20 protein-coding genes are annotated in these 23,336 nt (G+C 67.2%); 14 read left to right on the top strand and 6 right to left on the bottom strand.

Annotated features, from left to right (window positions below; translation table 11 throughout):
- Window positions 1-89 precede the first annotated feature (89 nt).
- The 3 genes from iolB to FS787_RS13605 all read right to left on the bottom strand — a co-directional run bounded on the left by iolB (window position 90) and on the right by FS787_RS13605 (window position 2,728).
- A complete protein-coding gene (gene iolB / locus FS787_RS13615; RefSeq protein ID WP_144673044.1) occupies window positions 90-986 on the bottom strand; it encodes a 5-deoxy-glucuronate isomerase in 897 nt (298 codons plus the stop codon).
- 25 nt (window positions 987-1,011) lie between these two features.
- Complete coding sequence (locus tag FS787_RS13610; protein ID WP_144673042.1) at window positions 1,012-1,752, bottom strand: GntR family transcriptional regulator; 741 nt, start codon at window positions 1,750-1,752, stop codon at window positions 1,012-1,014.
- A gap of 139 nt (window positions 1,753-1,891) precedes the next feature.
- Window positions 1,892-2,728 (bottom strand): gamma-glutamyl-gamma-aminobutyrate hydrolase family protein, encoded by an 837-nt coding sequence (locus tag FS787_RS13605; RefSeq protein ID WP_144673040.1) that lies wholly within the window; start codon window positions 2,726-2,728, stop codon window positions 1,892-1,894.
- A 52-nt stretch (window positions 2,729-2,780) separates the two neighbouring features.
- Between FS787_RS13605 and FS787_RS13600 the strand changes: the two genes are divergently transcribed.
- On the top strand, window positions 2,781-3,275 hold the full coding sequence (locus tag FS787_RS13600; protein ID WP_144673038.1) for an SRPBCC family protein: 495 nt from the start codon (window positions 2,781-2,783) through the stop codon (window positions 3,273-3,275).
- A gap of 9 nt (window positions 3,276-3,284) precedes the next feature.
- Window positions 3,285-4,418: an LOG family protein gene (locus FS787_RS13595; protein WP_144673036.1), complete on the top strand. Its 1,134-nt coding sequence runs from the start codon at window positions 3,285-3,287 to the stop codon at window positions 4,416-4,418.
- Between the two features lie 4 nt (window positions 4,419-4,422).
- Here FS787_RS13595 and FS787_RS13590 read toward each other — a convergent pair whose 3' ends face one another.
- Together FS787_RS13590 and FS787_RS13585 are read right to left on the bottom strand one after the other, a co-directional pair.
- Window positions 4,423-5,331 carry a matrixin family metalloprotease gene (locus tag FS787_RS13590; protein ID WP_260982559.1) on the bottom strand — a complete coding sequence of 303 codons (909 nt, stop codon included), beginning with the start codon at window positions 5,329-5,331 and terminating at the stop codon, window positions 4,423-4,425.
- On the bottom strand, window positions 5,331-6,542 hold the full coding sequence (locus tag FS787_RS13585; RefSeq protein WP_260982558.1) for a VIT1/CCC1 transporter family protein: 1,212 nt from the start codon (window positions 6,540-6,542) through the stop codon (window positions 5,331-5,333). Before FS787_RS13585 ends, FS787_RS13590 begins: the two co-directional genes overlap by 1 nt.
- Before the next feature lie 263 nt (window positions 6,543-6,805).
- Here FS787_RS13585 and FS787_RS13580 point away from each other — a divergent pair, with 263 nt between their 5' ends.
- Window positions 6,806-7,042, top strand: a complete 237-nt coding sequence (locus FS787_RS13580; protein ID WP_144673032.1) for a hypothetical protein — start codon at window positions 6,806-6,808, stop codon at window positions 7,040-7,042.
- Between the two features lie 140 nt (window positions 7,043-7,182).
- Here FS787_RS13580 and FS787_RS13575 read toward each other — a convergent pair whose 3' ends face one another.
- Window positions 7,183-8,706 carry a sodium:solute symporter gene (locus FS787_RS13575; RefSeq protein WP_144673030.1) on the bottom strand — a complete coding sequence of 508 codons (1,524 nt, stop codon included), beginning with the start codon at window positions 8,704-8,706 and terminating at the stop codon, window positions 7,183-7,185.
- Window positions 8,707-9,016: 310 nt separating this feature from the next.
- On the opposite strand from FS787_RS13575, the gene FS787_RS13570 reads away from it, so the two are divergent.
- The 11 genes from FS787_RS13570 (at window position 9,017) to FS787_RS13520 (ending at window position 23,331) form a co-directional block, all read left to right on the top strand.
- Entirely contained in the window at window positions 9,017-9,592 is a 576-nt protein-coding gene (locus FS787_RS13570; protein ID WP_056424651.1) for a helix-turn-helix domain-containing protein, read from the top strand.
- A 155-nt stretch (window positions 9,593-9,747) separates the two neighbouring features.
- A complete protein-coding gene (gene speB / locus FS787_RS13565) occupies window positions 9,748-10,836 on the top strand; it encodes an agmatinase (protein ID WP_144673028.1) in 1,089 nt (362 codons plus the stop codon).
- Window positions 10,833-12,497, top strand: coding sequence for a thiamine pyrophosphate-binding protein (locus tag FS787_RS13560; protein WP_144673026.1), 1,665 nt, complete (start codon window positions 10,833-10,835; stop codon window positions 12,495-12,497). Before speB ends, FS787_RS13560 begins: the two co-directional genes overlap by 4 nt.
- 201 nt (window positions 12,498-12,698) lie before the next feature.
- Window positions 12,699-13,178, top strand: coding sequence for a MarR family winged helix-turn-helix transcriptional regulator (locus FS787_RS13555; RefSeq protein WP_144673024.1), 480 nt, complete (start codon window positions 12,699-12,701; stop codon window positions 13,176-13,178).
- Between the two features lie 10 nt (window positions 13,179-13,188).
- Entirely contained in the window at window positions 13,189-14,892 is a 1,704-nt protein-coding gene (locus FS787_RS13550; RefSeq protein WP_144673022.1) for an MFS transporter, read from the top strand.
- 160 nt (window positions 14,893-15,052) lie between these two features.
- Window positions 15,053-16,786: an ABC transporter ATP-binding protein gene (locus FS787_RS13545; RefSeq protein ID WP_144673020.1), complete on the top strand. Its 1,734-nt coding sequence runs from the start codon at window positions 15,053-15,055 to the stop codon at window positions 16,784-16,786.
- Window positions 16,783-18,864 carry an ABC transporter ATP-binding protein gene (locus FS787_RS13540; protein WP_144673018.1) on the top strand — a complete coding sequence of 694 codons (2,082 nt, stop codon included), beginning with the start codon at window positions 16,783-16,785 and terminating at the stop codon, window positions 18,862-18,864. Before FS787_RS13545 ends, FS787_RS13540 begins: the two co-directional genes overlap by 4 nt.
- Before the next feature lie 80 nt (window positions 18,865-18,944).
- The gene (locus tag FS787_RS13535) at window positions 18,945-19,373 is read left to right on the top strand and encodes a thioesterase family protein (protein ID WP_144673330.1); all 429 of its coding nucleotides are present in this window, start codon (window positions 18,945-18,947) and stop codon (window positions 19,371-19,373) included.
- A 137-nt stretch (window positions 19,374-19,510) separates the two neighbouring features.
- The gene (locus tag FS787_RS13530; protein WP_144673016.1) at window positions 19,511-19,768 is read left to right on the top strand and encodes a hypothetical protein; all 258 of its coding nucleotides are present in this window, start codon (window positions 19,511-19,513) and stop codon (window positions 19,766-19,768) included.
- A gap of 76 nt (window positions 19,769-19,844) precedes the next feature.
- The gene (locus tag FS787_RS13525) at window positions 19,845-22,076 is read left to right on the top strand and encodes an McrB family protein (protein ID WP_144673014.1); all 2,232 of its coding nucleotides are present in this window, start codon (window positions 19,845-19,847) and stop codon (window positions 22,074-22,076) included.
- Window positions 22,063-23,331 (top strand): McrC family protein, encoded by a 1,269-nt coding sequence (locus FS787_RS13520; protein ID WP_260982567.1) that lies wholly within the window; start codon window positions 22,063-22,065, stop codon window positions 23,329-23,331. Before FS787_RS13525 ends, FS787_RS13520 begins: the two co-directional genes overlap by 14 nt.
- The last annotated feature ends 5 nt before the right edge of the window (window positions 23,332-23,336 follow it).

Genomic DNA, 23,336 nt, shown 5'->3' with positions numbered 1-23,336 from the left:
GGGTGCAGCGCCAGAGACGAAAGAACCCCGGAGCCTGGTGGCTCCGGGGTTCTTTGCGCTGCAAGCTCGCGTGGATAGGTAGTTCAGGTTCAGGCGCCGAACGGCAGCCGCGGGTCCAGGTCCTGGCCTTCCCAGGTCTGGCGGATCCAGCCGTGGTGCGGGTCGTCGCTGATGAGCCAGTCGCGGACCGGGCCGGGGCCCGCCATCACGTTGAGGTAGTACAGGTCGTAGCCCGGGGCTGCCATGGCCGGACCGTGCCAGCCGTAGGGCACCAGGACGACGTCACCTGTCCGCACTTCCGCGGAGACGTCGATGGGCCGCTCGTCTGAGGCGTAGACACGCTGGTAGCCGATCGCGTCGTCCGCTCCCGGCCGCGCCGGCGCGCCGGCGGAGACCCGGGTCTCAAAGTAGTAGATCTCCTCGAGGCTGGTCTCGCCGTCCTTCTCCTCATCGTGCTTGTGCGGAGGGTAGGAGGACCAGTTGCCGGCCGGCGTGAGGACCTCGCAGACGATGAAGCGGTCCGCCTCCAGCGCAGCGGGGGTGCCGAAATTGTGGACCTGGCGGGAGCAGTTACCGGCACCGCGCAGTTCCACCGGCGTCTCGGCGGCCGTGATGAGGCGCGTCGGGTACGAGGATTTGGCCGGGGCAGTGGCCACGGCAACGCGTCCGCCGTCGGACGAACTGATGGTCACCGCCTTGCCCGTTCCGGTGTAAAGGACGTCGCTGGGGCCGCTGAAGACGCTGTCCCGGCCGGCCAGCCGATACTCGTCGCCGTCGACGGACACCGTAAAGGCGCCGTTGAGCGGGACCACGATGCGTTCCTCGTCCGCGGCGGGAAGTTCGACGGCGGCCGCGGCCGCCAGTGTGGCGACCTTCAGGCCGGTGTGGGTCCAGCCCGACACCTCCAGCGTGGAATCGGACGTTCCCAGGGAGACGTCCCAGGTGCCTTGGGCGGCGGTGCCGAGCGGATAGACCCAGTTGGCCATAAGTGGTGCCCTTTCGTTGTCGCGTCTAGCGTTGGACGAGCGTCATTTCGAAGCTGTAGGAATCAGCGCGGTAGACGTGGTGCCCGGTCTCCACCTGGCGTCCGGTGTCATCGACGGCGGTGCGTTCCATGGTGACGAGGGCTGAACCGGGGGTGGTGTCCAGCAGCGACGCCTGGTAGTCGTTGGCGATCATGGCCCCGATGCGCTGCGAGGCGAGGCGGAAGTTCACCCCGCCGTTGCGGAGGATCCCGTAGAGGCCCTGCGCGCCGAGAAGTGCCTCGTCGATGGACGTGATGTCATCGCGGACCCAGTTCTCCATCAGTGCCAGCGGTTTTCCGCCGACCTTCCGGAGCCGGGTGAAGTGGTAGACCTTCGCGCCGGCGGGAAGCTGGAGCGCCGCCCGGGTGGCGGCGTCGGCCTCGTCGTGGGAGAAGCTCAGCACCTCGGTGGTGGGCTTGCTGCCGTTGTTGCTGAGGTCATCGAAGAGGCTGGACAGCTCCAGCGGGCGCCGGACCTGGCTGGAGACCACCTGCGTGCCGACTCCGCGCTTGCGCACCAGCAGGCCTGAGCGGACCAGTTCGTCCATGGCCTTGCGCATGGTGGGGCGGGAAAGGTTCAGCTGGGCGGCAAGGTCGATTTCGTTGTCGAGGCGGCTGCCCGGGGGAAGCACTCCGCCATGGATCGCGGCTTCAATACCCTGAACCACCTGGTGGTAAAGCGGCACCGGGGAAGACCGGTCGATGTTGAGATTAAGTTGATTCGCCACTTTTTGCATAGCCACTGTTGAAGCGCTCCCTTGTGCCCCCGACCGGAACCCGGTGCGGCCGCCAGATATGTGTCCGGCATATGTTCGCTTGATAGGACATACTGCCTAAGCCGATAGTAGCAGGGGACAGCCGGGGATGTCAGGACACCATACGGCCGTGCTGCCGACGGCTGCAGATCCCCACAAAGGCGCGGAACGGGGCGAGCCGTTCTTCGGCCGGGAGTTCCAGGGCCTCGGGATGCCACTGCACGGATGCCACCCAGCGCTCCGGATCCTCCAGTGCCTCGACGGTGCCGTCCCCGGCCACAGCTGTCACCACCAGCCCATCGGCGACCCGCGCCACGGCCTGATGGTGGCCGGAGGCAATCTTGACCGTGACGCCGGTGCTGTCCGTCCGGCCGTTACTCCCCGGGCCGCCGTTCCCGAATCCGCCGTTCCCGAATCCGCCGTTCCCGAGACCACCGTAGAGTCCAGCCACCTTGCTTCCCCCGTGCACATCAACCTCGTGCCAGGCCCATGGCCCGGCGCCGTGCGCAGGTGCGGGTTCCCGGTGCGCCACGGCGCCAGGGTCCATGTCCTGGATCAGGGTTCCGCCGTAGAGGACGTTGAGTAGCTGGTGCCCCCGGCAGATGCCGAGCAGCGGCAGCCCGGCGTCGATCGACCGCCGCGCAACGGCCAGGTCCAACTCGTCCTGGGCATGGCTGACGTCGTAGCAGGCGACGCCGGGTTCCTCGCCGTAGAGCCGGGGATCCAGGTCGCCACCGCCCGGAAGAACGACGCCGTCGAGCGCTTCAAGCGGCTCATCTGGCGACGCAAGCAGCACCGGTTCGCCGCCGCCGTCGCGCACCAGGTCCACGATGTAGTCAAAGAGCTGGTTGGCCTCCGCCACGCGCGGATCCGGGTCAGTAGAGCTGCTGAGCCGGACGGGAATTCCGATGCGGGGCCGGCAGCTGCCGGGGAGGGGCGGAGTCTGCATGGTTTATTCTGCAACACATTTCCGTGGCACAGCGCAGGGCTAGGATTGCCGGATGACGAACAGATATCTTGTGTCCCGCAGCCGTTTCATCGCCGCCACGCCGGTTGCCATCTTCGAGGTGCTGGCCACGCCTGCGCTGCACAGCGTGATCGACGGCTCGGACACCGTGAAAGGTGCCCAGCCGCGCGGCCCCGAACGGCTGTCCCTGGGTGCAAAGTTCGGCATGGAAATGAACATGAAAATGGACTACAAGATCCTCAACACGGTGTGCGAGTTCGAGGAGGGCCGGCGGATCGCGTGGCGGCACTTCGGCGGCCACGTGTGGCGCTACCTGCTGGAGCCCGCCGCGGATTCCGACGGAAAGCCGGGCACTCTAGTCACCGAACAGTGGGATGCCCGGGATGTACGCGCCAGAATCCTCCTGCGCCTGGCCGGCTACCTCCGCCGGCACCCGGCCAACATCGAGCAGACCCTCGCCAAGCTTGACGCATACATGAGCTCCGAAGCAGCCTCCGGCACGGGGTCCACCCCGGACCGCCAGCACTAGGCATACCGCATGAGCGCCGCCCGCAGCCTGCACCCCAGCCCCCGCACGCTGGAGGTCGAATCCCTCGACAGCTTCGACCGGCTGGCCGCGGCCGGGGCCAAAACCATGCAGGGCTGGCATGTCCAGTCGCTGGACCTGCGCGGCCGGACGGCACAGCTCGCCGCACTGCACGCGGAGGGCGGGATCTTCCTCGGATGCACCTTTGACGCCGGCGTGGAGGAGTCGCTGCGCAGCCGCGGCGCCCTGATCTTCCCCAAGCTGGAGGCGGTACCGTTCAACCCGTACCGCGGGCGGCTTTATACCCCGCAGGAGCTCTACGCGGGGATCTCCGACTCGCGCTATGAGGACACCTCGGACGCCAGGGTGTACCAGTGGAGCATCCAGCCGGGCCAGCGCCACCGGCTGGACTCCACCCTGGCCGCCGCCCTGCACGACCATTCGATCGGCGATGCCCTCGATGAACTGACCCGCTCGGAACTCTGCGCCGGGCGGACCATGGTGGGCGTAATGGGCGGGCATGCCGCGAGCCGCGGCTCCGCAGTATTCGAGGAGGCCGCGCAGCTGGGGCGGCTGCTGGCCAGGGATGGGCGGGTGGTTGCCACCGGCGGCGGCCCCGGCTCGATGGAGGCTGCCAACCTGGGCGCCTACCTGAGCGAGGCCCCGGAGCAGGACTTCCGGCGGGCCTTGGACGACCTCGCAGCGGTTCCCGGGTTCCTGCCCTCCGTGTCGGAGTGGGCACGGTCCGCTGCCGCCGTCGTCGAACGCCATCCGGACGGCACGCCGTCGCTGGGGATCCCCACCTGGTTCTACGGGCACGAGCCCCCGAATTTCTTCGCCACGCACATCGCCAAGTACTTCGCGAACGCCATCCGCGAGGCCATCCTCCTGGAACTGTGCAACGGCGGCATTGTCTTCCTGCCCGGCTCCGGCGGCACCGTGCAAGAGATCTTCCAGGATGCCTGCGAGAACTACTACGGCACCCCGGAGACCATCATGCCGATGGTGCTAGTGGGGCAGGAGCACTGGCTCCGGCGCTACCCGGCCTGGCCCCTGCTGCAGAGCCTCGCGGCCGGACGGCACATGGAGAACCGGATATTCCTGGTGGACACCGTGGAGGAAGCGCTCGCCGTTCTGGACCGCTGACCGGTCAGAGATCCTTGCGGCACGCCGCCTTGCCCAGCTGGTACAGGCCGTTCAGGTCGCCGGCGGCCAGGCCGTCCGGGGCGCCGATCTCCGGGTACATCAGCTGCACCGGGTCATCCACATGTTCCAGCCCCATGACATGGCCGAGTTCGTGGAGGATCACCGCGGTGGCATACGCGGAACCGTCCCGCTGGCCGAGGTCCTCGGCGATCTGCGGGGCGTCGAGTTCCAGGCTGCCCGTGACAAAGCTCTTGGGGCCGTCGCCGAAGCTGAAGTGGGTGCTGCCGCCGGTGCCAATCACCGGACCCTTCAGCTGCGGCGCCTGGTCCGGGGTGGTCCACGCGATCAGCAGCGGCGCCCAGCGCTCCCCGTAGACGTCCTGCTGATACGGCATCCGGGCCTGCGACGGCGCCTCGGTGGTGGGACCGTCGTCGACGAACTGGATGCCGGTGGCCCGGGAGATCGTCCTGATCGCGTCCTCGACCAGGCGCTCGGCGCCTTCCGGAGCCAGCGCCGCGTTCACCACGTAGTGCAGTGGCCGGCACGGCGAGTAACCCACCGGGGTGCCGTCGCCGTTTGTGGCCAGGAACTTGTATGAATCACTGGCGACGTCCGGTTTCTGCGGGTATCCCAGCGGCTGGTCCTGTTCTTCGACGCCGGGCGGGGGCGTGTCCGTCCCGACCGGCTCAGCAACAGCCGGCTGCCCGGGCTGGCCCGCCATCGCCGTGCCCGGACCGGATCCGCGGTTGACTTCGAAGAGTCCCGAGAAGCGCGGATCCCCGTAGATGAAGCCTGCGGCCAGGAACGCGGCCCCGGCAATCACCACAGCGGCGGCGAGGCCGCGGAACATCCGCCAGGTGGTGCGGGGACGGCTGTGCCGCGGTGACCGGTCCCGGAACTCAGGACCGACCACTAGGCCACCACGGCGCCAAAGGCCATACCCAGCAGGTACGTCACACCGGCCGCGCCCATGCCGATCGCCAGCTGACGGAGCCCGCGGGTGGCGGGGGAAGTGCCGGAAAGGAGCCCGACGACGCCGCCGGTGAACAGGAGTGCCAGGCCCACCAGAGCCGCGGACACCACGAGCGCCGCGACGCCGGTCATACCCAGGACAAAGGGGAGGATGGGCACGATGGCGCCGGAAGCGAAGAAACAGAAGCTCGACGCCGCCGCGCTCCAGGCGGTGCCGACTGCTTCGTGTTCGTCACGGGATTCCGGGACCTCAGGCTGCAGGGAGAGGCTGGGATCGCAGTCGCAGTCGCGCAGGCCCATCCGCTCCGCGACGCGGTGTTCGGCAGCCTCCCGCGACATGCCGCGGGCCAGGTAGACCAGCAGGAGCTCGTTGTGGGCGATGTCCAGCGACGGTGCGGCGGCCAGGGTGATCTGGGTTGGGAGCGTAGCGGCCAGGAGTTCGCGCTGAGAGCGCACGGAAATAAATTCGCCCGCTCCCATGGACAGAGCCCCGGCCAGCAGACCGGCGACACCGCTGAGCAGGACCACGGAACTGCCCACGCCGGAGGCGGCCATGCCCATGACCAGGGACAAGTTGCTGACCAGTCCGTCATTGGCCCCGAAGACGGCCGCGCGGAACGTGCCGGCAAGCCGGTTGCGGCCCCGGGTCGCGAGCCCGCGGACCACCTCCTCGTGGATCTGTTCGTCGGCGACCATGGCCGGCGTGGCGGAGGGTTCGGTGGCGTACGGGGACCGGCTTTCGGCCCGCTGGGCGAGGGCCAGCACAAACACCGAGCCGAAGTGGCGTGCCAGGAAACCCAGGAACTGGCTGCGGAGTGAGGCGGGGCGGGGGCGGCCGGCCTGGTCGCCGAGAAGTTGGAGCCAGTGCGCCTCGTGGCGGCCTTCGGCTTCGGCCAGGGCGAGGAGGATCTCGCGCTCTTCGCCGTGGCGGTTCTGGGCCAGGTCCCGGTAGACAGAGGCTTCGGCGCGTTCGTCGGCGAGGTACTGCCGCCACCGCTTGATGTCCGCTGCGCTGGGTGCCGCGGCAGGTGTTGCGGCGGGCGGAGTTGCGTTGCCGGGGGCAGCGGGGGCTGTTGCGGGGGGTGCGTCCTCGAAGGGTTCCGGGCGGCGGGGGTCCGGGTCGAACGGATCAGATGTGGCGTGCTGAGACACGGAAGCTCCTGGGCTTAAGCGGGCATGGTTCGGCCCCATTGCGTTTCCAGCGTACCCCGTATTTCCGCGTTTTTTCGGCTGGCGTTCCTCAGCGGGGAGTTTAGGCAAACCGTAAAAATCCCGGTGCCGCGCGGACGTTTGCGGCTGCCGCGGCCGGCGTCGGCGGGAGGTCTTGACCGGCCGGGTTCCCGGTGTTCGAATGAAAATCCAGGGTGTGCTCTTCGGAGCCGCTGCCGCCACCCCAGTCACACGGAGGTTGCTTCATGGACAACATCGGTTCACGTCCTATCCAGCCGGCCCGGGATTCCCTCGAGTCGGATCCCGCCTACGACTACGCCGAGGACGCGCCCGTGAGTGACGCCGCGGAAACGGAAGAGGAAGAGCTTTTCGAAGAGGCCGACCTGATCGTGCCCTTGGACGAAGAGGACTTCCTGGGCGACGAGAAACCGGTGGTGGCCCGTGATGGGGAAGAATTCCTTGAGCCTGAGGAAAATGAATGATGCCCAGCGGTTTGAGTGTCACCGGGTTGTAGGTTCAGCTTAAAAGTTCGACGGCGGCGCCCCCTCAGGGGGAGCGCCGCCGTCGAACGTTAACTCGTTGCCAGGACCCTGGTGGGCCAGAACCTTAGCGGGCCAGGACCCTAGTGGGTCAGGACGGGGACCTGTTCCTCCTCGGCGGCGCCGCCGGCGACGCGGCGGTGCCAGTTGGCCATGACCGCGGGGTCCGTCGGCTTGGTCAGCAGGGACACCGCAATGTAGACCACCGCGGAGGCCAGCAGGCCGAAGTAGATCGGCTCATTGGCGTAGATGCCGTCCAGCGGGACCTCGGCGTTGATCTCCAGGACGATCATGGTCCCGAGGGTGACAACCGAGCCCACCGCCATGGAGGCGGCGGCTGCCACACCGGTGCCGCGCTTCCAGACCAGGCCGCCGAGGATGGCGACGAGGAGGCCGCCGACCAGGATGTCGTACGCGATGGTGAGGGCCGCGACGACGTCCTTGGTGATGATGGCGATGACGATCGCGACGATCCCGAGGCCCAGGACCCACATGCGGTTGGCCCTGACGTCGTGCTCCGGGTTGTCCGTGTCTTCAGTGTTGATGTCCTTGCCGAACCAGCTGGCGACGAACGGCAGGACGTCGGCGCGGGCCACGGTGGCGGCGGCGATCAGGGCGCCGGAGGCCGTGGACATCATGGCGGCGACGGCGGCGGCGAGCACCAGGCCGCCGATGCCGATCGGCAGCAGGTTGGTGGCGACCTCGGCGTAGACAACGTCCTTGCCGAGGGCCTTGACGTCGATGTCCGGCAGTGCAACGCGGGCGCCAAGGCCGATCAGGGCGCCGGCCGCACCATAGAGGATGCAGTAGATGCCGGCCGTGGCGCCGCCCCAGCGGGCCACCGAGGGGGTCTTGGCGGTGAAGACGCGCTGCCAGATGTCCTGGCCGATCAGCAGGCCCAGGGTGTAGACGACGAAGTACGTGATGATCGTCTGGACGCCGATGCCGTCAATCTGGAAGAAGCTGGCATCCACGCGGGCCCGGATGCCCTCGAAGCCGCCGGCTGCGTTGAGCGTGAACGGCAGCATCAGGAGGAAGATGCCGACCGTCTTGATGACGAACTGGACCTGGTCGGCCAGGGTGATGGACCACATGCCGCCGATGGTCGAGTACACGAGGACAATCGCGCCGCCGATGGCGATCGCGAGGGCGCGGTCCCAGCCGAAGAGCACCACGAAGATGGTGGCGTAGGCGCCGGTGGAGGTGGCGCAGAGCATCAGCGTGTAGGCCAGCATCACAATGCCCGACGTCTGGGTGGCGTTGCTGCCGTAGCGCAGGCTCAGCATCTGGGACACGGTGTAGATCTTGAGTTTCTGGATGGTGCCGGCGAAGAGCAGGCTGAGCAGCAGCACGCCGGCGCCGATCGCGACCACGAGCCACATGCCGGAGATGCCGAACTTGTAGCCCAGGCCGACGCCACCGACAGTGGAGGCGCCACCGAGCACGACGGCGGCCATGGTTCCGGTGTAGAGGAACGGGCCGAGGCGGCGGCCGGCCACCAGGAAGTCGCTGTTGTTCTTGGTGCGGGACTTACCCCACCACCCGAACGCCAGCATGGCGACCAGGTACACCACCACAATGGCGATGTTGACGAAACTTGCGTCCATTAAGGGCTCCTCAGAGCTGTTCGGAGCACGGCTGAACCCTCCGGCGCGCAACAGGGCGGCGGGGCTCAGGTGCTTCTTGACGGGTACGGTGACGGTCTGCCGGCGGAAGTGTCCCTGGGTAAGGTACTCCGCCGTGCCTTTTGGCATCTATTGCCTAATAGGCAACACTTGTTGCCAAACAGTATGTTGTGACCCCGGTAACAGTCAAGACGCATTGCGCGGCGTGGGCGGATCCGGCCTCCAGGGGATGCCGTCCCGCTAGTATTGCTCCAACAATGGGGCCGTGCGGCCGGCCGTGAAAGGTTCCTACATGAAGGCTCTACCAGTTGAACCGAGCAACGTTCCCGTCGCCATCGGTTCCCGGATCCGCGCCGCGAGGCAGTCGCAGCGGCTCACCATCGAGCAGGTGGCCGATGCCACCGGGCTGACCAAAGGTTTCCTCAGCCGGGTGGAACGCGACCTCACGTCACCGTCGGTGGCGTCCCTGGTGACGCTGTGCCAGGTGCTCTCCATCTCGATCGGCGATCTCTTCGCCGCCCCGGAAACGCATCTCACCAAGAAGAACGAGGGCCCGCGGATCTCGCTGGGCGGCGAGGGAATCGTGGAACGGCTGCTGACCGCACGCTCGGAGCGCCGCGTGCAGATCATCCAGGCCGTGATCGAGCCCCGCGGCCGCGGCGAATCGGAACTCTATGCGGTGGACTGCGACGTCGATGTCCTCCACGTGGTCAAAGGCAGCATCCGGCTGATCCTCACCAACGAGGAATTCGAACTGCACACGGGCGACACCGTGACGTTCCCCGGCCGCGAGCCGCACACCTGGGTGAACCCGACGGATGACGCCGTCGAGGTTCTCTGGGTGCTGGTCCCCGCCGCGAGCCGTTAGGGCGCCGGTCGGCTGCCGGGGCAAGCAACCGGGCAGGGACGTCGGGACCCACCCCCGCCAAGGAGCTTCAGTAAACATTTGATGCACAAGAGGCAACTTCGAGTGTATGATGGCTGTCACACCCGTCGGTCAATCCTCGAAGGAGAGGCTTTCTTTTGGAAGAGCTGCGCATCGAGGCCAATGGCAACCTTGGCCCCATCGATTCATCCCGCATTCCGCGCTACGCGGGCGCCGCCACCTATGCGCGCCTGCCGCGGCTGGACCAGGTCGCGAAGGCGGACGTCACCCTGGTTGGCGTGCCCTTCGACTCGGGCGTCTCCTACCGCCCCGGCGCCCGCTTCGGGTCCAACCACATCCGCGAGGCCAGCCGCCTGCTGCGTCCGTACAACCCGGCCTGGGACGTCAGCCCCTTCGAAAACATCCAGGTGGCCGATGCCGGCGACATGGCCGTCAATCCCTTCAACATCAACGAGGCGATCGAGACCATCCAGCAGAACGCCCTGGACCTAACCGCGTCCGGCAGCAAGCTGGTCACCCTCGGCGGTGACCACACCATAGCGCTGCCGCTGCTGCGCGCCGCCGCGGAACGCGCCGGAGAGCCCGTCGCCATGCTGCACTTCGACGCGCACCTGGACACCTGGGACACCTACTTCGGCGCCGAATACACGCACGGCACCCCGTTCCGCCGCGCTGTCGAGGAAGGCATCCTGGATACCGAGGCCATCAGCCACATCGGCACCCGCGGCCCGCTCTACGGCAAGAAGGACCTCGACGACGATCACCGTTTCGGCTTCGGCATCGTCACCTCCGCCGACGTCTACTACCAGGGTGTGCTGGAAACAGTCGCCAAGGTCCGCGACCGGATCGGCAACCGTCCGCTCTACATCTCGGTGGACATCGACGTGCTGGATCCCGCCCACGCGCCCGGCACCGGAACCCCGGAAGCCGGCGGCATCACCAGCCGCGAGCTGCTGGAAATCATCCGCGGCTTCCGCGGCATGAACCTGGTGGGGGCCGACGTCGTCGAGGTCGCCCCCGCGTACGACCACGCGGACATCACCGGTGTCGCTGCCAGCCACGTGGCCTACGAACTGGTCACGCTGATGGCGGACCGCGCGGTGGAAGGCGACCGGTTCGGGGCGGCCAACGGCTACGCCGCCCAGGCCCTCGGCCAGGAATCCCGCCGTCCGGCCGGCTTCGCGACTCCGGCGTCACAGCGCGTCGAGAGCGGGGTCTCCCAGTGACCGGCGTACGCAACGGCGGCGACCTCGTCGTCGAGACCCTCGAAGCGCTCGGCGCCAAGACCGTCTTCGGCATCCCGGGCCAGCACGCCCTGGGCCTCTTCGACGCGATGGGCCGCGGAAACCTGCACTTCGTCTCCTCCCGGGTGGAGAACAACTCGGCCTTCGCCGCTGACGGCTACTCCCGCGCCACCGGCGAAGTGGGTGTCCTCTTCCTGTCCACCGGCCCCGGCGCCCTGACCTCCCTGGCCGGGCTGCAGGAAGCCTACGCCACCGGTGTTCCCATGGTGGTCGTCGCGAGCCAGATCCCGCTCGAAGGCCTCGGCGCGCGCCGCAAGGGCATGCTGCACCAGCTCGATGACCAGAAGGCTTCGGCCGCGAACGTCACCAAGAGCCAGCGGCTGATCCAGCACGCTTCCGGCATCCCCTCCGCCATCCAGGACGCCTGGACCGAGGCGATCTCCTCGCCGCAGGGACCCGTATGGCTGGAAATCCCGCAGAACGTCCTGCTGGACCCCATCATGGTTCCCCCGGTGGAGGACGCCCTCGCCGAGGCCGCCGACAACCCGCCCCGCGTGGAACTGGTCCGCGAAGCCGTGAAATGGCTTTCGACGGCGGAACGTCCCGCCATCATCGCCGGCGGCGGCACGCGCCGCGGCCGGGCCGAGAAATCGCTGCTCTCGATCGCCGAGAAGCTGCGGGCTCCGGTCATCTGCACCCCCGGCGGCAACGGCGCGTTCCCGTGGAACCACGAGCTCTCGCTGCAGTCCTGGATCGAGGACCAGCACATGACGGAGCTGCTCGAAGACGCCGACGTGCTGATCGTCATCGGCTCCTCGCTGGGTGAAGTGACCTCCAACTACTTCACCTTTGAGCCGCGCGGCCGGATCATCCAGATCGACGCCGAACCGCGCGTGCTGGAGTCCAACCGCCCCGGCCTGGGCATCCGGGCCGACGCCGGCCAGGCGCTCGCAGCGCTCGATGCGGCCCTGACGGAACCGCATGGGGAACGTGCGGACTGGCACGGCACCTCGCCCGAAGCCCTGGTCAAGGAAACCCTGGCCAAGGTGAAAGACCGGCTCGAATCCCAGGACCTCGGCAAGGAACTGAAGTTCATGGCGGACATCCGCGAGGCCGTCCCCTCTGACATGCAGACGTTCTGGGACATGACCATCTCCGCCTACTGGGCCTGGAGCTGCTGGGACGCCCGCGAAGGCCAGTTCCACTCCGCCCAGGGCGCCGGCGGGCTGGGCTTCGGTTTCCCCGCGGCGATTGGCGGCGCCGTCGGCCTGGAAACCACCGGCAGGCCCGGCGGTTCGGCCCGTGTGCTCGCCGTGTCCGGCGACGGTTCGGCGATGTACTCCATCTCCGAACTGGCCACGGCCAAGCAGCACAACGTTCCGGTCACCTGGCTGATCGTGGACGACGGCGGCTACGGCATCCTGCGTGAATACATGGTGGGCGCCTTCGGCAAGGCCACCGCCACCGAACTCGCCCGTCCCGACTTCGTGAAGCTGGCGGAGGCATTCGGGGTTCCGGCAGTCCGCGTTGCCCCCGAGGACGTCGGGGAGGCGCTCAAGGCTGGATTCGCCGCCGACGGACCCAACGTCGTCGTCGTCGAAACCCTGCTCAAGATGTTCGCCCCCACCCACCTGGAGGCATAAGCACCTGAACGCCTGAGGTCGTTCCACACCCCTACGCGGACAAACAAACGCGGACCGGCAGCACTGCTGCCGGTCCGCGCTTGGCATTTAAGCCGCAGCGCCCCCAGTAACAGGGTTAGTTTCCCGAAGTAACTAATTCTCTGCTATATTTGTTGCCTTAGGCAAGCAAAACCAGCGAAGAGAAGAAACTAGGGAGCCGTTATGGCCGTCGCGCCGGACACCGCCGCCAAGCTCGTCCACCAGATCTTCGACCTGCAACGCGCTGTTCGGTGCGTCGCCGCGGTCAAACTCCGCGGGGAGGACACCGGTGTGGCCCTGCAGGGTGTGCTGCGTTTCGTGGGGGAGGGGGAGTCCCGCGCCACCGCACTGGCGGAACGGCTCGGCGTCAGCGCCCCCGTCCTCAGCCGGCACATCGCCGAACTGGAGGAACAGGGCTACGTGGTCCGCCGGCCCGACCCCCTGGACGGGCGGGCGCAACTGATCGCGCTCTCCGCCTCGGGGGCCGAAAAACTCCGCGCCATCGAGGACCAGCGCGCCGCCACCCTTCTCGGTTTCCTGCAGGACTGGAGCGAGCAGGACGTTGAGGAAACCACCAATACCCTGCAGAAACTTGCTGAGTCCCTCAGGACATCAGCCCGGGCAACGACGGCCGGAGCCACCACCACGACCGACATTGTTTGAGGAGCACCCCATGGCAGTAACCACAGAAAAGCCACCCGCCCCGGGGGCGGTGATGACCCACCGCCAGATCCTGGAAGCCCTCACGGGCCTGCTGGCCGCGTTCTTCACCGCAATTATCAGCAGCACGATCGTCGCGAACGCCCTGCCCACGATCATGTCCGAGCTCCACGGAACCCAGACGGACTTCGCCTGGGTCATCACCGCGGCCCTGCTGGCCAACGCCGCCACCACGCCTATCTGGGGCAAACTCGCCGACCTCTTTAACAAGAAGCTACTGGTACAGCTCAGCATCGTGATCTTTGTGGCCGGGTCCGTCATGGCGGGCCTGTCCGAGACCATCCCGCTGCTGCTCACCGCACGCGTCATCCAGGGCATCGCCATGGGCGGGCTCACCGCACTGGCCATGGCGATCATCGGCTCCATCATCCCGCCGCGCGACCGCGGCAAGTACTCCGGCTACATGGGCGCCGTGATGGCCGTGGGTACCGCCGGGGGACCGCTGCTCGGCGGATTCATCGTGGACAGCCCGCTCGGCTGGCGCTGGACCTTCTTCGTGTGCGTCCCGCTCGCCGTGATCGCCCTGGTCCTGCTGCAGGTCACCCTGAAACTGCCGCACGTCCGGCGTCCCGCGAAGATCGACTGGCTGGGCTCCATCCTGCTGACCTCGGGCGTGAGCCTGCTGCTGATCTGGGTGTCGTTCGCCGGCAACCCGGATTACTACGACTGGTGGTCCTGGCAGAGCGTAGCCATGGTGGGCGGCGGCGTCGTCCTGCTGGCCCTCTTGGTCCTGGTGGAATCCAAGGTGCCGCAGCCGATCATTCCGCTGAAGATCATTTCGCAGCGCACCACCGCCCTCTCCATCCTTGCCTCGATCGCCGTCGGCGTCGGGATGTTCGGCTCCTCCGCGTTCCTGGGCCAGTACTTCCAGGTGGCACGCGGCGCATCACCCACCGAGGCAGGACTCCTGACCCTGCCGATGATCGCCGGCAACCTGATCGGTTCCGTCGTCTCCGGCCAGCGGATCAGCCGGACCGGAAAGTGGAAGAGGTACCTGGTGGCGGGCGCCGTCCTGCTCATCAGCGGTCTCGGGCTGACCGGAACCATCGATCACACCACCGATCTCTGGCTGACCGGTGTCTACACCGCGATCCTCGGCCTCGGCCTGGGCCTGCTGATGCAGAACCTCGTCCTGGCCGTGCAGAACACCGTGCGGGCACGCGACATCGGAACCGCCAGCGCCTCCGTCGCGTTCTTCCGCTCGGTGGGCGGCGCCATCGGCGTCTCCGTCCTCGGCGCCATCATGGCCAACAGGGTCAAGGAACTCGCCGCCGAGGGATTCGCCGCAGCGGGGATTCCCCCCAGCGGCGGCGCCGGCGCCAGCCTGGACCTCCAGGACATGCCCGGACCCGTCCGCGAGATCATGCGGGCCGCTTACGGTGACGCCACGGCGCAGATCTTTATGGTCTCGGCGATCGTCGGGGTGGTTGCCCTGATCGCGATCCTCTTCATCAAGGAGGAGCCGTTGCGGCGCACGGTGGACATCGCCGGCCCCGCCGCCGCTACTGCCACGTCCGACGGCGGCCCGGTCACCAGTGCCGCAGCCTCTGACGCCGGCCCGGTCACCGGCCCGGTCACCGGCCCGGGCGAACACGGCAGCGGCGTCCGCGGCAGTTCCAGCGGCAGCTTGTTGACGAAAAGTACGCCGTTTGGATGATTTTCGGCCGCCGATGTTCCACCCGGGCTGGTCGTTTCGTAGAGTTGGATGGCTATGGCTGTCGGCCCCCTCTGCTACTACTAAGAGCATCCGGTTGATGTTCCCCCACCAGACTCTTCTCCAGCCTCATTCATTCGGTATCTCCTAAGGACTCGTGGGCATGCTTGTCACTCTTATACGGCGCTACTCGAAGCCGTATTTGCCCTACATCTGGGCAGTCATCTTCTTCCAGCTGGCCTCCACCATTGCGGCGCTGTACCTGCCCAGCCTGAACGCCCAGATCATTGACGAGGGCGTATCCCGCGGCGATACGGACTACATCTGGCGCACCGGCGGGGTGATGCTGGGCGTTGCCCTCATCCAGGTCGCCACCGCGATCGCCGGGGTGTACTTCGGGTCCAAAGCCGCCATGGCGTTCGGCCGTGACCTGCGCCGCGGCGTGTTCCGCCAGGTCACCAGCTTCTCCGCGAAGGACGTCAACGTTTTCGGCGCCCCCACCCTGATCACGCGCGGCACCAACGATGTCCAGCAGGTGCAGATGCTCATGCTGATGGGCCTGAACTTTATGGTGGCCACCCCCATCATGTGCATCGGCGGCATCATTATGGCGCTCCGCGAGGACCTCAACCTGTCCTGGCTGGTCTGGGTTTCCGTTCCGGTGCTCATCGTCGTGGTGGGCTACTTGGTGGTCCGCCTGATGCCGCTGTTCCGTTCCATGCAGACGAAGATCGACCGGCTCAACGGCGTCCTCCGCGAACAGATCATCGGCATCCGAGTCGTCCGTGCGTTCGTCCGCGAACCCCACGAGGCCGAGCGCTTCGGCGCGGCCAACAAGGACCTGACCGACGTGTCACTGAAAATCGGTGCGCTCTTCGTACTCATGTTCCCGGCCATCGGCATGATCCTGCACATCTCCACCGCGGCCGTGCTGTGGTTCGGCGGTCAGCGGGTCGACGCCGGCGAAATGCAGGTCGGCGCACTCACGGCCTTCCTCCAGTACCTGCTGCAAATTTTGATGGCGGTCATGATGGGCACCTTTATGGCCATGATGATTCCGCGCGCCTCGGTGTGCGCGGACCGCATCGGTGAGGTGCTCGACGTCGAACCCTCCATCCACGAAGCACTCACCCCCGTGACGCCGGCTGAGAAGGCCGGCCGGGTTGAATTCCGGAACGTGTCCTTCGCTTACCCCGGCGCCGAAGCGCCGGTGCTCAGCGACATCAGCTTCACCGCCGAGCCGGGGCAGACCGTGGCGATCATCGGCTCCACCGGCGCTGGCAAGTCCAGCCTGCTGGCGCTGCTGCCCCGCCTCTACGACGCTGCGTCGGGGGAGGTGCTGCTCGACGGCGTCCCGGTCACCGACCTGGACCGGGCGGAAATCACCCAGCGCGTCGCCATGGTGCCGCAGCGGCCGTACCTGTTCTCGGGGACCATCGAGCACAACCTGCGCTTCGGCAAGCCTGATGCCACGGACGAGCAGCTCTGGGACGCCCTGACCGTGGCCCAGGCAGCGGACTTTGTGCGCGAGAAGAAAAACGGGCTCGGTTCACGGATCGCCCAGGGCGGCACCAACGTCTCGGGCGGCCAGCGCCAGCGGCTCTGCATCGCCCGCGCCCTCGTCACCGAACCCAAGGTCTTCCTGTTCGACGACTCCTTCTCCGCCCTCGACGTCGCCACGGACGCCCGGCTCCGACGGGCCCTCAAGGCGAAAACCGCGGACGCCACCGTGATCATCGTGGGCCAGCGCGTCTCCACCATCGCCGACGCTGACCAGATCCTGGTGCTCGACAACGGCCGGATCGTGGACCGCGGCACGCACGACGAATTGCTGGAGAGTTCCAGCACCTATCAGGAAATTGTCGAATCCCAGCTGACCGCGGAGGCAGTGGCATGAGCACCAAAGAGAACGTCACGCCACACTCGGGCAGGCCCGCTGCCGCCACCGAACCCGACTCGCGGCTCGCCGCGACGGAGCCGGACGACGACTTCTATGAGGAGGAATACAAGCCCGGCGAAGCCGACGGCGGCATGTTCGGTGACATTCCGGCCAAAAAAGCCCAGCACTTCTGGCCCTCCGCGAAGCGGCTGATGGGCCTGCTCAAGCCCGAGCGGGCCGGCATCATCGCCGTGCTCGCGATGGTGACGGTCGCCGTCGTCCTCAACGTTGTTGCCCCCCGGATTCTCGGCCAGGCGATGGACGTGATCTTCGCCGGTGTCATGGGCAAGCAACTGCCGGCCGGCGGCACCAAAGAGCAGTACGTCGAAGGCCTCCGTGCCCAGGGCCAGGACAACTTCGCGGACATGCTCGCCAGGATGGACGTGATCCCGGGTGTCGGTATCGACTTCCAGGAACTCGCTTACCTGATCAGCGTGGTGCTGGTGATGTACTTCGTCGCCAACATCTTCCTGTGGCTGCAGGGCTACGTCCTGAACATCCTGGTCATGCGGGTGGTCCGCCAACTCCGCGACGACACCGAGAGGAAGCTCAACCGGCTCCCGCTGAACTATTTCGACACCCGCCAGCGCGGCGACATCCTCTCGCGGGTCACCAACGACGTGGACAACATCCAGCAGGCGCTGCAGCAGGCCTTCGCACAGCTGGTGAACTCGGCACTGACGGTGATCGGCATCGTCATCATGATGTTCATCGTGTCCTGGCAGCTGGCGCTGATTGCCCTCGTTGCGCTGCCGCTTTCGGCTGTCGCCGCCGGCATCATCGGCTCCCGCAGCCAGAAGCTCTTTGCCTCCCAGTGGAAGAACACCGGCGAACTCAACGGCCAGATCGAGGAATCCTTCTCCGGCCACGACCTCGTCCGGGTCTTCGGCCGCGACGCCGACATGCTGGAGCGCTTCGACGAGCGGAACGAGGCCCTCTACAAGGCCAGCTTCGGCGCGCAGTTCGTCTCCGGCATGATCATGCCGGTCATGCAGTTCGTGTCCTACCTCAGCTACGTGGGAATCGCCGTCGTCGGCGGCCTCCGCGTCGCGTCCGGCGGGATGAGCCTGGGCGACGCCACCGCGTTCATCCAGTACTCGCGCGAGTTCACCCAGCCGCTGGGACAGATGGCGGGCATGGCCAACATGCTGCAGTCCGGTGTCGCCTCCGCGGAACGGGTCTTTGAATTCCTCGACGCCGAGGAGCAGGACGCCGAGACCGCCACCGAACAGCTTCCGGCCAAGACCGACGGCCACGTCGAGTTCCGGCACGTGTCCTTCAGCTATACCCCGGACAAGCCGCTGATCGAGGACCTGTCCTTCACCGCGGAACCCGGGCACACCGTGGCGATCGTCGGCCCCACCGGGGCCGGCAAGACCACCCTGGTGAACCTCGTCATGCGTTTCTATGAACTCCAGGACGGCAGCATCACCCTGGACGGAGTGGACATCACCCACCTGAGCCGTGCGGAACTGCGCGCCAAGGTGGGTATGGTGCTCCAGGATGCCTGGCTTTTCAGCGGAACCATCTACGACAACATCCGCTACGGCAAGCTGGACGCCACCGAGGAACAGGTGATGGAGGCAGCGAAAGCCACCTTCGTGGACCGCTTCGTCCGCGCCCTCCCGGACGGCTACAACACCGTCATTGACGAGGAAGGAAACAACGTCAGCGCCGGCGAGAAGCAGCTAATCACCATTGCCCGGGCCTTCGTGGCCAATCCCTCGCTCCTGATCCTGGACGAGGCCACCAGCTCGGTGGACACCCGCACCGAGGTGCTCGTCCAGAAGGCCATGGCCGCACTCCGCACCGAGCGCACCAGCTTCGTGATCGCCCACCGCCTCTCGACCATCCGCGACGCCGACACCATCCTGGTGATGGAGGCCGGCCGGATCGTGGAGCAGGGCGCCCACGCTCAGCTGCTGGACCTCAAGGGCGCCTACTACCGGCTCTACATGTCCCAGTTCGCCGGTGAAGACGCGGAAACGGCCTTTTCGGAAAGCACGGCAAACGACGCGACGGCGGTGCACAGTTGAGCGCCGCCGGCCCCCCGGCAGCGTCCGGAAAACCAGAGTCCGCTGAGTCAATGTCCCGGCGCATCGAGGTGCAGATCCCGATGCGCTGGGGCGACATGGACGCCTACGGCCACATCAACAACGTCCAGATCGTCCGGATCCTCGAGGAAGCCCGCATCGCGGCCTTCGGGCCGCCCCGGGGCTCCGGGCTGCCGGGCGTCGAGCCCCCGGTGCCTCTCTTCAACGAGGTCCCGGAGGGGACCCTGGCGCTGATCGTGGAACACAAGATCCGTTACGTCCGGACCCTCGAGTACCGCAACGTGCCGGCTCTGGTGCAGCTCTGGATCGGCGCGGTGAAGGGTGCCAGCTTCGACATCCACTACCTCGTGCAGGATCCCGTCACCCGTGAGGACTGTGTCCGGGCCACAAGCCATCTGGCGTTTGTGGACGAGGCCACCGGCCGGGTGCTCAGGCTGACGCCGGAGCAGAAGGAGAAGATCGCCCGGTTCACCCCGGTCCACGGCGGGTGAGCCCATCCCGGGCCAGCCACGGGGTGCCGCATGTCCGGCAAATCCGGCCCCTTGGACCCTACCTCGCTCCACGGAACGTCCCTAGAATGAACCAATCCGCGGGCAGCCCGCCCCGAAGCCAAGGAGCGAAGATCATAATGACCAAACGAGCACGCAAGAGGAACGCCCGGAAAAAGACCTGGAAGGAACTCTCGCCGATGGCGAAGTTCGGAACGATTTCCGCCGCACTCGTCCAGCTCTCGATGCTGGTCGCCGCGCAGCGGGACATCACACGCCGCCCGGCTGAACAGATCCGCGGCAGCAAGACGTTGTGGCGGATGGCGACTTTGGTCAACTTCGTCGGCCCAGGCAGCTACTTCACATTCGGCGTCAAGCGCGGCCGCGCCGCCAAGTAACGAAACGCGCTACCGCTCAGTAACTTGGGGCGGGACCGTGATGCGGGCTGTCAGCTTAAGCCTGTAAATTGAAAGCATGACCCCAACCAAAAAGCCTGCCATGCACCGCGCCCTCGGCATCTCCAAAGAGATCGAAGACGCGGCGTGGTTCGTTTTGGGGCCAGGGTTGCACGGTAAACCGTCGGCCCTGGACGGACGCACCAAGACGTGGTCTGTGCAGGCTGCAGCGGAGCTCCTGGACCGCCTCGAACGCGGGGTGCCGGATCCCAAAGCTCCCATGATGACCAACCTGCGGCAGAACCTTCAGGACGCTACCCGGGGCGCCAAGCAGTTGGCGGTTGAGCTGCTCTTCCTGCAGTCCCTGCCGCTGGCGCACGAGGTGAAATCCCTCAAGGTCAAGCGTGCCCGGGTGGCCGAGGCCGCGTCCTGGCTCGAGCCGCCGCTGGAGCTGCCGGACGAGCTGTACGCCGGCATGACGGATCACGGCGTCATCCGCGACCGCACGGCCGAGTTCAACTGGACCATCTGGGACCACCTGAAGTGGCTCTGCCGGTTTGTGCAGCACGTCGCCCAGCGACCGGCGGGCGCCGTCGCGGCGGCCGTCAAGGATCCGCTGGCGTTCCACCAGCTGGTGGCCGGCACCCCGGATGACCAGCCGGCTATTCGCCGCAGCATCGAATTCCTGGTCTGGCCCAGCTACTTCGAACCGGTCGTGGCCGACGTCGAACGCCAGGAGATCCGCGACGCTTTTGCCTCCTTGGTGGGCGGGGCGAAGGGCGACAGCGACGAGGAAGTTTCCGCGGACATCCACCGCATCCGGCTGCACCTCGATGAGCAGGCCGGCCAACGCATCGACTGGTACTCCCGGCAGCTGGTGAGCCAGTGGCGGAAGGTGGGCGACCCCGGCCGGCGCGCCTGGCTGCTGCGCACCCACCACGACAACGCCGAACTGCTCGGCACCTGGCAGGCCGAGGAATCGGTGACGCTCGACGTCGAGCACCTCCGCCTGCTGGACCCCGGCGTCACCGCCGGGCTGGTCCAGCATGCCGTGGACGAGGACTACAAACACCTCGGCTACGTGGAACGCGAGGACACTAAAACCGCGGTCTTCGCCTTCCTGACCGTGATGAAGCCCGGCGACCTGACCCTGTACCAGAGCTCGGGCACTGTCCGTGTGGGCGTGGTCCTCGGTGAGCCTGAGCACCACGAAGACAACCGCCGGCTCCGCCGCAAGGTCCGCTGGTTCGACGAAACCCACAACATGACCGAGCTGCCCCGCCACGTGCAGCGCCAGCTGGCTACCTCCGGCATCGTCGTGGACGTCACGCGCGTCATCCAGGCCCTGGAGGCCCTGCTGCCCGCCGAGGCGGAAGCCGAGCCCGACGACGGCACGGAGCCGGCCGCCGTCGTCGAACCCGCCTGTGAAGGGTTCCGGCCCCTGACGCCGGAGTTCGCCGCGTCCCTGCACATGGACCTGGAACCCCTGCAGGAGATCGCCGAACTGCTGGAGGAGAACCGCCAGCTGGTGCTCTACGGCCCGCCCGGAACGGGCAAGACGTACCTGGCCAAGCACCTGGCGGCCCAGCTCGCCGGCGACACCACCGACGAACGCGTCAAACTGGTGCAGTTCCACCCCTCCTACGCCTACGAGGACTTCTTCGAGGGCTTCCGGCCGGACAAAACCGAGGAAGGCCAGGTGTCCTTCAAACTGGTCGCCGGGCCGTTGCGGCGGATCGCCGAGGAAGCTGCCAAGCCGGGGAACGAGAGCAAGCCGTACTTCCTGATTATTGATGAGATGAACCGGGCGAACCTCGCGAAGGTTTTCGGCGAGCTGTACTTCCTGCTCGAATACCGCGACGACCGGATCTACCTGCAGTACAGCCCCAATGAGCCGTTCACGCTGCCGGACAACCTCTACATCATCGGCACCATGAACACCGCGGACCGGTCCATTGCGATGATGGACGCCGCCATCCGCCGCCGGTTCTCCTTCATCGAGCTGCACCCCAAGACGGAGCCGGTGAAGGGCTCGCTGCTGCGGTTCCTGCAGGCCCGCGACCTGGATACGACGCCGGCGCTGCTCATGGACGCGCTCAATGACGCCATTGACGAGTGGGACCGTGACCTGATGATCGGCCCGTCCTATTTCATGAAGCAGTCCGCCCAGACGCCCAAGGGCCTGCGCCGGATCTGGAAGTACGAGCTGATGCCGCTCCTGGAGGAGCACTACCACGGGCAGTTGAACCGGGCCCAGCTGGAGGAGCGGTTCGGCCTGGACCAGCTTCTTGACCGCCTTGCGCGCGTCTAGCCAGCCGAGGCCGGCCGGCCACGGCGCACCGGGATCGCAGCGGGTCCGCCGGATCGTCCTTGACGAGCTCTCCGGCGGCGTCGTCGACAGGCTCGACCCCGCCAGTGCCGCCTTTGTCAATGGCAGCGGCCTGGCCAACGCCTCGCCCATGGGCATGGGTCTGTATCGGATCGAGCCGGTGGGGAAGGTCGGCTCGGTGCGCACGCCGTCGGTGCAGCTCGAGGTGCGGCCCAAGGACCGGCTGGGCCTGGACCGGCTCCTGTTCCTACTCGGCTACGCCGGCGACCAAGGCTTCCGGGAGGACTCCGTGGCCGCGGTCGAGGAGGCGGATCTGTGGAGCGCGCTGGCCGAATCGCTGGCCCAGCTCGCCGACCGCGCATTGAGCCGCGGGGTCCTGCAGGGCTACCTCAACGTCGACGAGTCACTCCGGACGGTCAAAGGCCGGATCCGCATTTCGGACCAGATTTCGCGGCGGCCCGGCATGCTGGTGCCGCTTGAGGTCTCCTACGACGAGTTCACCGAGGACATTGCGGAGAACCGCATCCTGCGGGCGGCCCTGGAACGGATGTCCCAGGTCCCGGGGGTGCGGCCGGTGGTGCTGAGCCGGCTCCGCCAGCTCAAGGGCAAGCTCGCCGCCGTGACCCGCCTGCAGTCCGGCGCGCCCTTGCCGGTGTGGCGGGCCAGCCGGATGAACACCCGCTACCAGGCCGCGCTGCGGCTCGCCGAGGTGATCCTGCGCCACGCTTCGGCGGAGGCCGGCGACGGCACGCAACAGTCGGCGTCGTTTGTGGTGGACATGTCTGTAGTGTTCGAGGACTTCGTCGGCACGGCGCTCCGCGAGGCCATGGCCGCGTACCCGGGGGAGATGCGGCTCCGGTACAACGCCCTGCTCAATGAGGCTGTGCGCGACTCGGACCGGATCGTGGTGCAGCCCGGCGCCGTCCACCTGCTGGGAGGGCGGCCGGTGATGGTCTACGACGCCAAGTATCAGGCCGCGGCCGACGCCGGTGCCTCCCTGTCGGGGGATCACTACAGGATGCTGGCGTACTGCACGTCCCTCCGGGTGCCGACGGCCTGGCTGGTCTACCCGGGCGCGGGGGAGATCAAGCTGCGCCGGATTCTCAACACGGACATCGACGTGGTGGAGTTTCCGCTGGACCTGTCGCGGCCGCCGTCGGAAATCCTGGCTTCCGTGGCGGACCTCGCACAGCAGTCGTGGGGCGAAGTGGTGCGCCAGGCGACCATCAGCCGCTGACGCCG

The organism is Arthrobacter sp. U41 (genome assembly GCF_007679325.1).
In the GTDB taxonomy this organism is placed as follows: Bacteria; Actinomycetota; Actinomycetes; order Actinomycetales; family Micrococcaceae; genus Arthrobacter.
The sequence above is the reverse complement of the archived record's forward strand: the minus strand, read 5'-3'. Positions and strand labels throughout refer to the sequence as shown.

Bases quoted from the DNA above. Each gene is read 5' to 3' on its own strand.
- iolB (WP_144673044.1), bottom strand. From the start codon at position 986: ATGGCCAACTGGGTCTATCCGCTCGGCACCGCCGCCCAAGGCACCTGG.
- FS787_RS13605 (WP_144673040.1), bottom strand. From the start codon at position 2,728: ATGCAGACTCCGCCCCTCCCCGGCAGCTGCCGGCCCCGCATCGGAATT.
- FS787_RS13600 (WP_144673038.1), top strand. From the start codon at position 2,781: ATGACGAACAGATATCTTGTGTCCCGCAGCCGTTTCATCGCCGCCACG.
- FS787_RS13595 (WP_144673036.1), top strand. From the start codon at position 3,285: ATGAGCGCCGCCCGCAGCCTGCACCCCAGCCCCCGCACGCTGGAGGTC.
- FS787_RS13580 (WP_144673032.1), top strand. From the start codon at position 6,806: ATGGACAACATCGGTTCACGTCCTATCCAGCCGGCCCGGGATTCCCTC.
- FS787_RS13575 (WP_144673030.1), bottom strand. From the start codon at position 8,706: ATGGACGCAAGTTTCGTCAACATCGCCATTGTGGTGGTGTACCTGGTC.
- FS787_RS13570 (WP_056424651.1), top strand. From the start codon at position 9,017: ATGAAGGCTCTACCAGTTGAACCGAGCAACGTTCCCGTCGCCATCGGT.
- FS787_RS13555 (WP_144673024.1), top strand. From the start codon at position 12,699: ATGGCCGTCGCGCCGGACACCGCCGCCAAGCTCGTCCACCAGATCTTC.
- FS787_RS13550 (WP_144673022.1), top strand. From the start codon at position 13,189: ATGGCAGTAACCACAGAAAAGCCACCCGCCCCGGGGGCGGTGATGACC.
- FS787_RS13545 (WP_144673020.1), top strand. From the start codon at position 15,053: ATGCTTGTCACTCTTATACGGCGCTACTCGAAGCCGTATTTGCCCTAC.
- FS787_RS13540 (WP_144673018.1), top strand. From the start codon at position 16,783: ATGAGCACCAAAGAGAACGTCACGCCACACTCGGGCAGGCCCGCTGCC.
- FS787_RS13535 (WP_144673330.1), top strand. From the start codon at position 18,945: ATGCGCTGGGGCGACATGGACGCCTACGGCCACATCAACAACGTCCAG.
- FS787_RS13530 (WP_144673016.1), top strand. From the start codon at position 19,511: ATGACCAAACGAGCACGCAAGAGGAACGCCCGGAAAAAGACCTGGAAG.
- FS787_RS13525 (WP_144673014.1), top strand. From the start codon at position 19,845: ATGACCCCAACCAAAAAGCCTGCCATGCACCGCGCCCTCGGCATCTCC.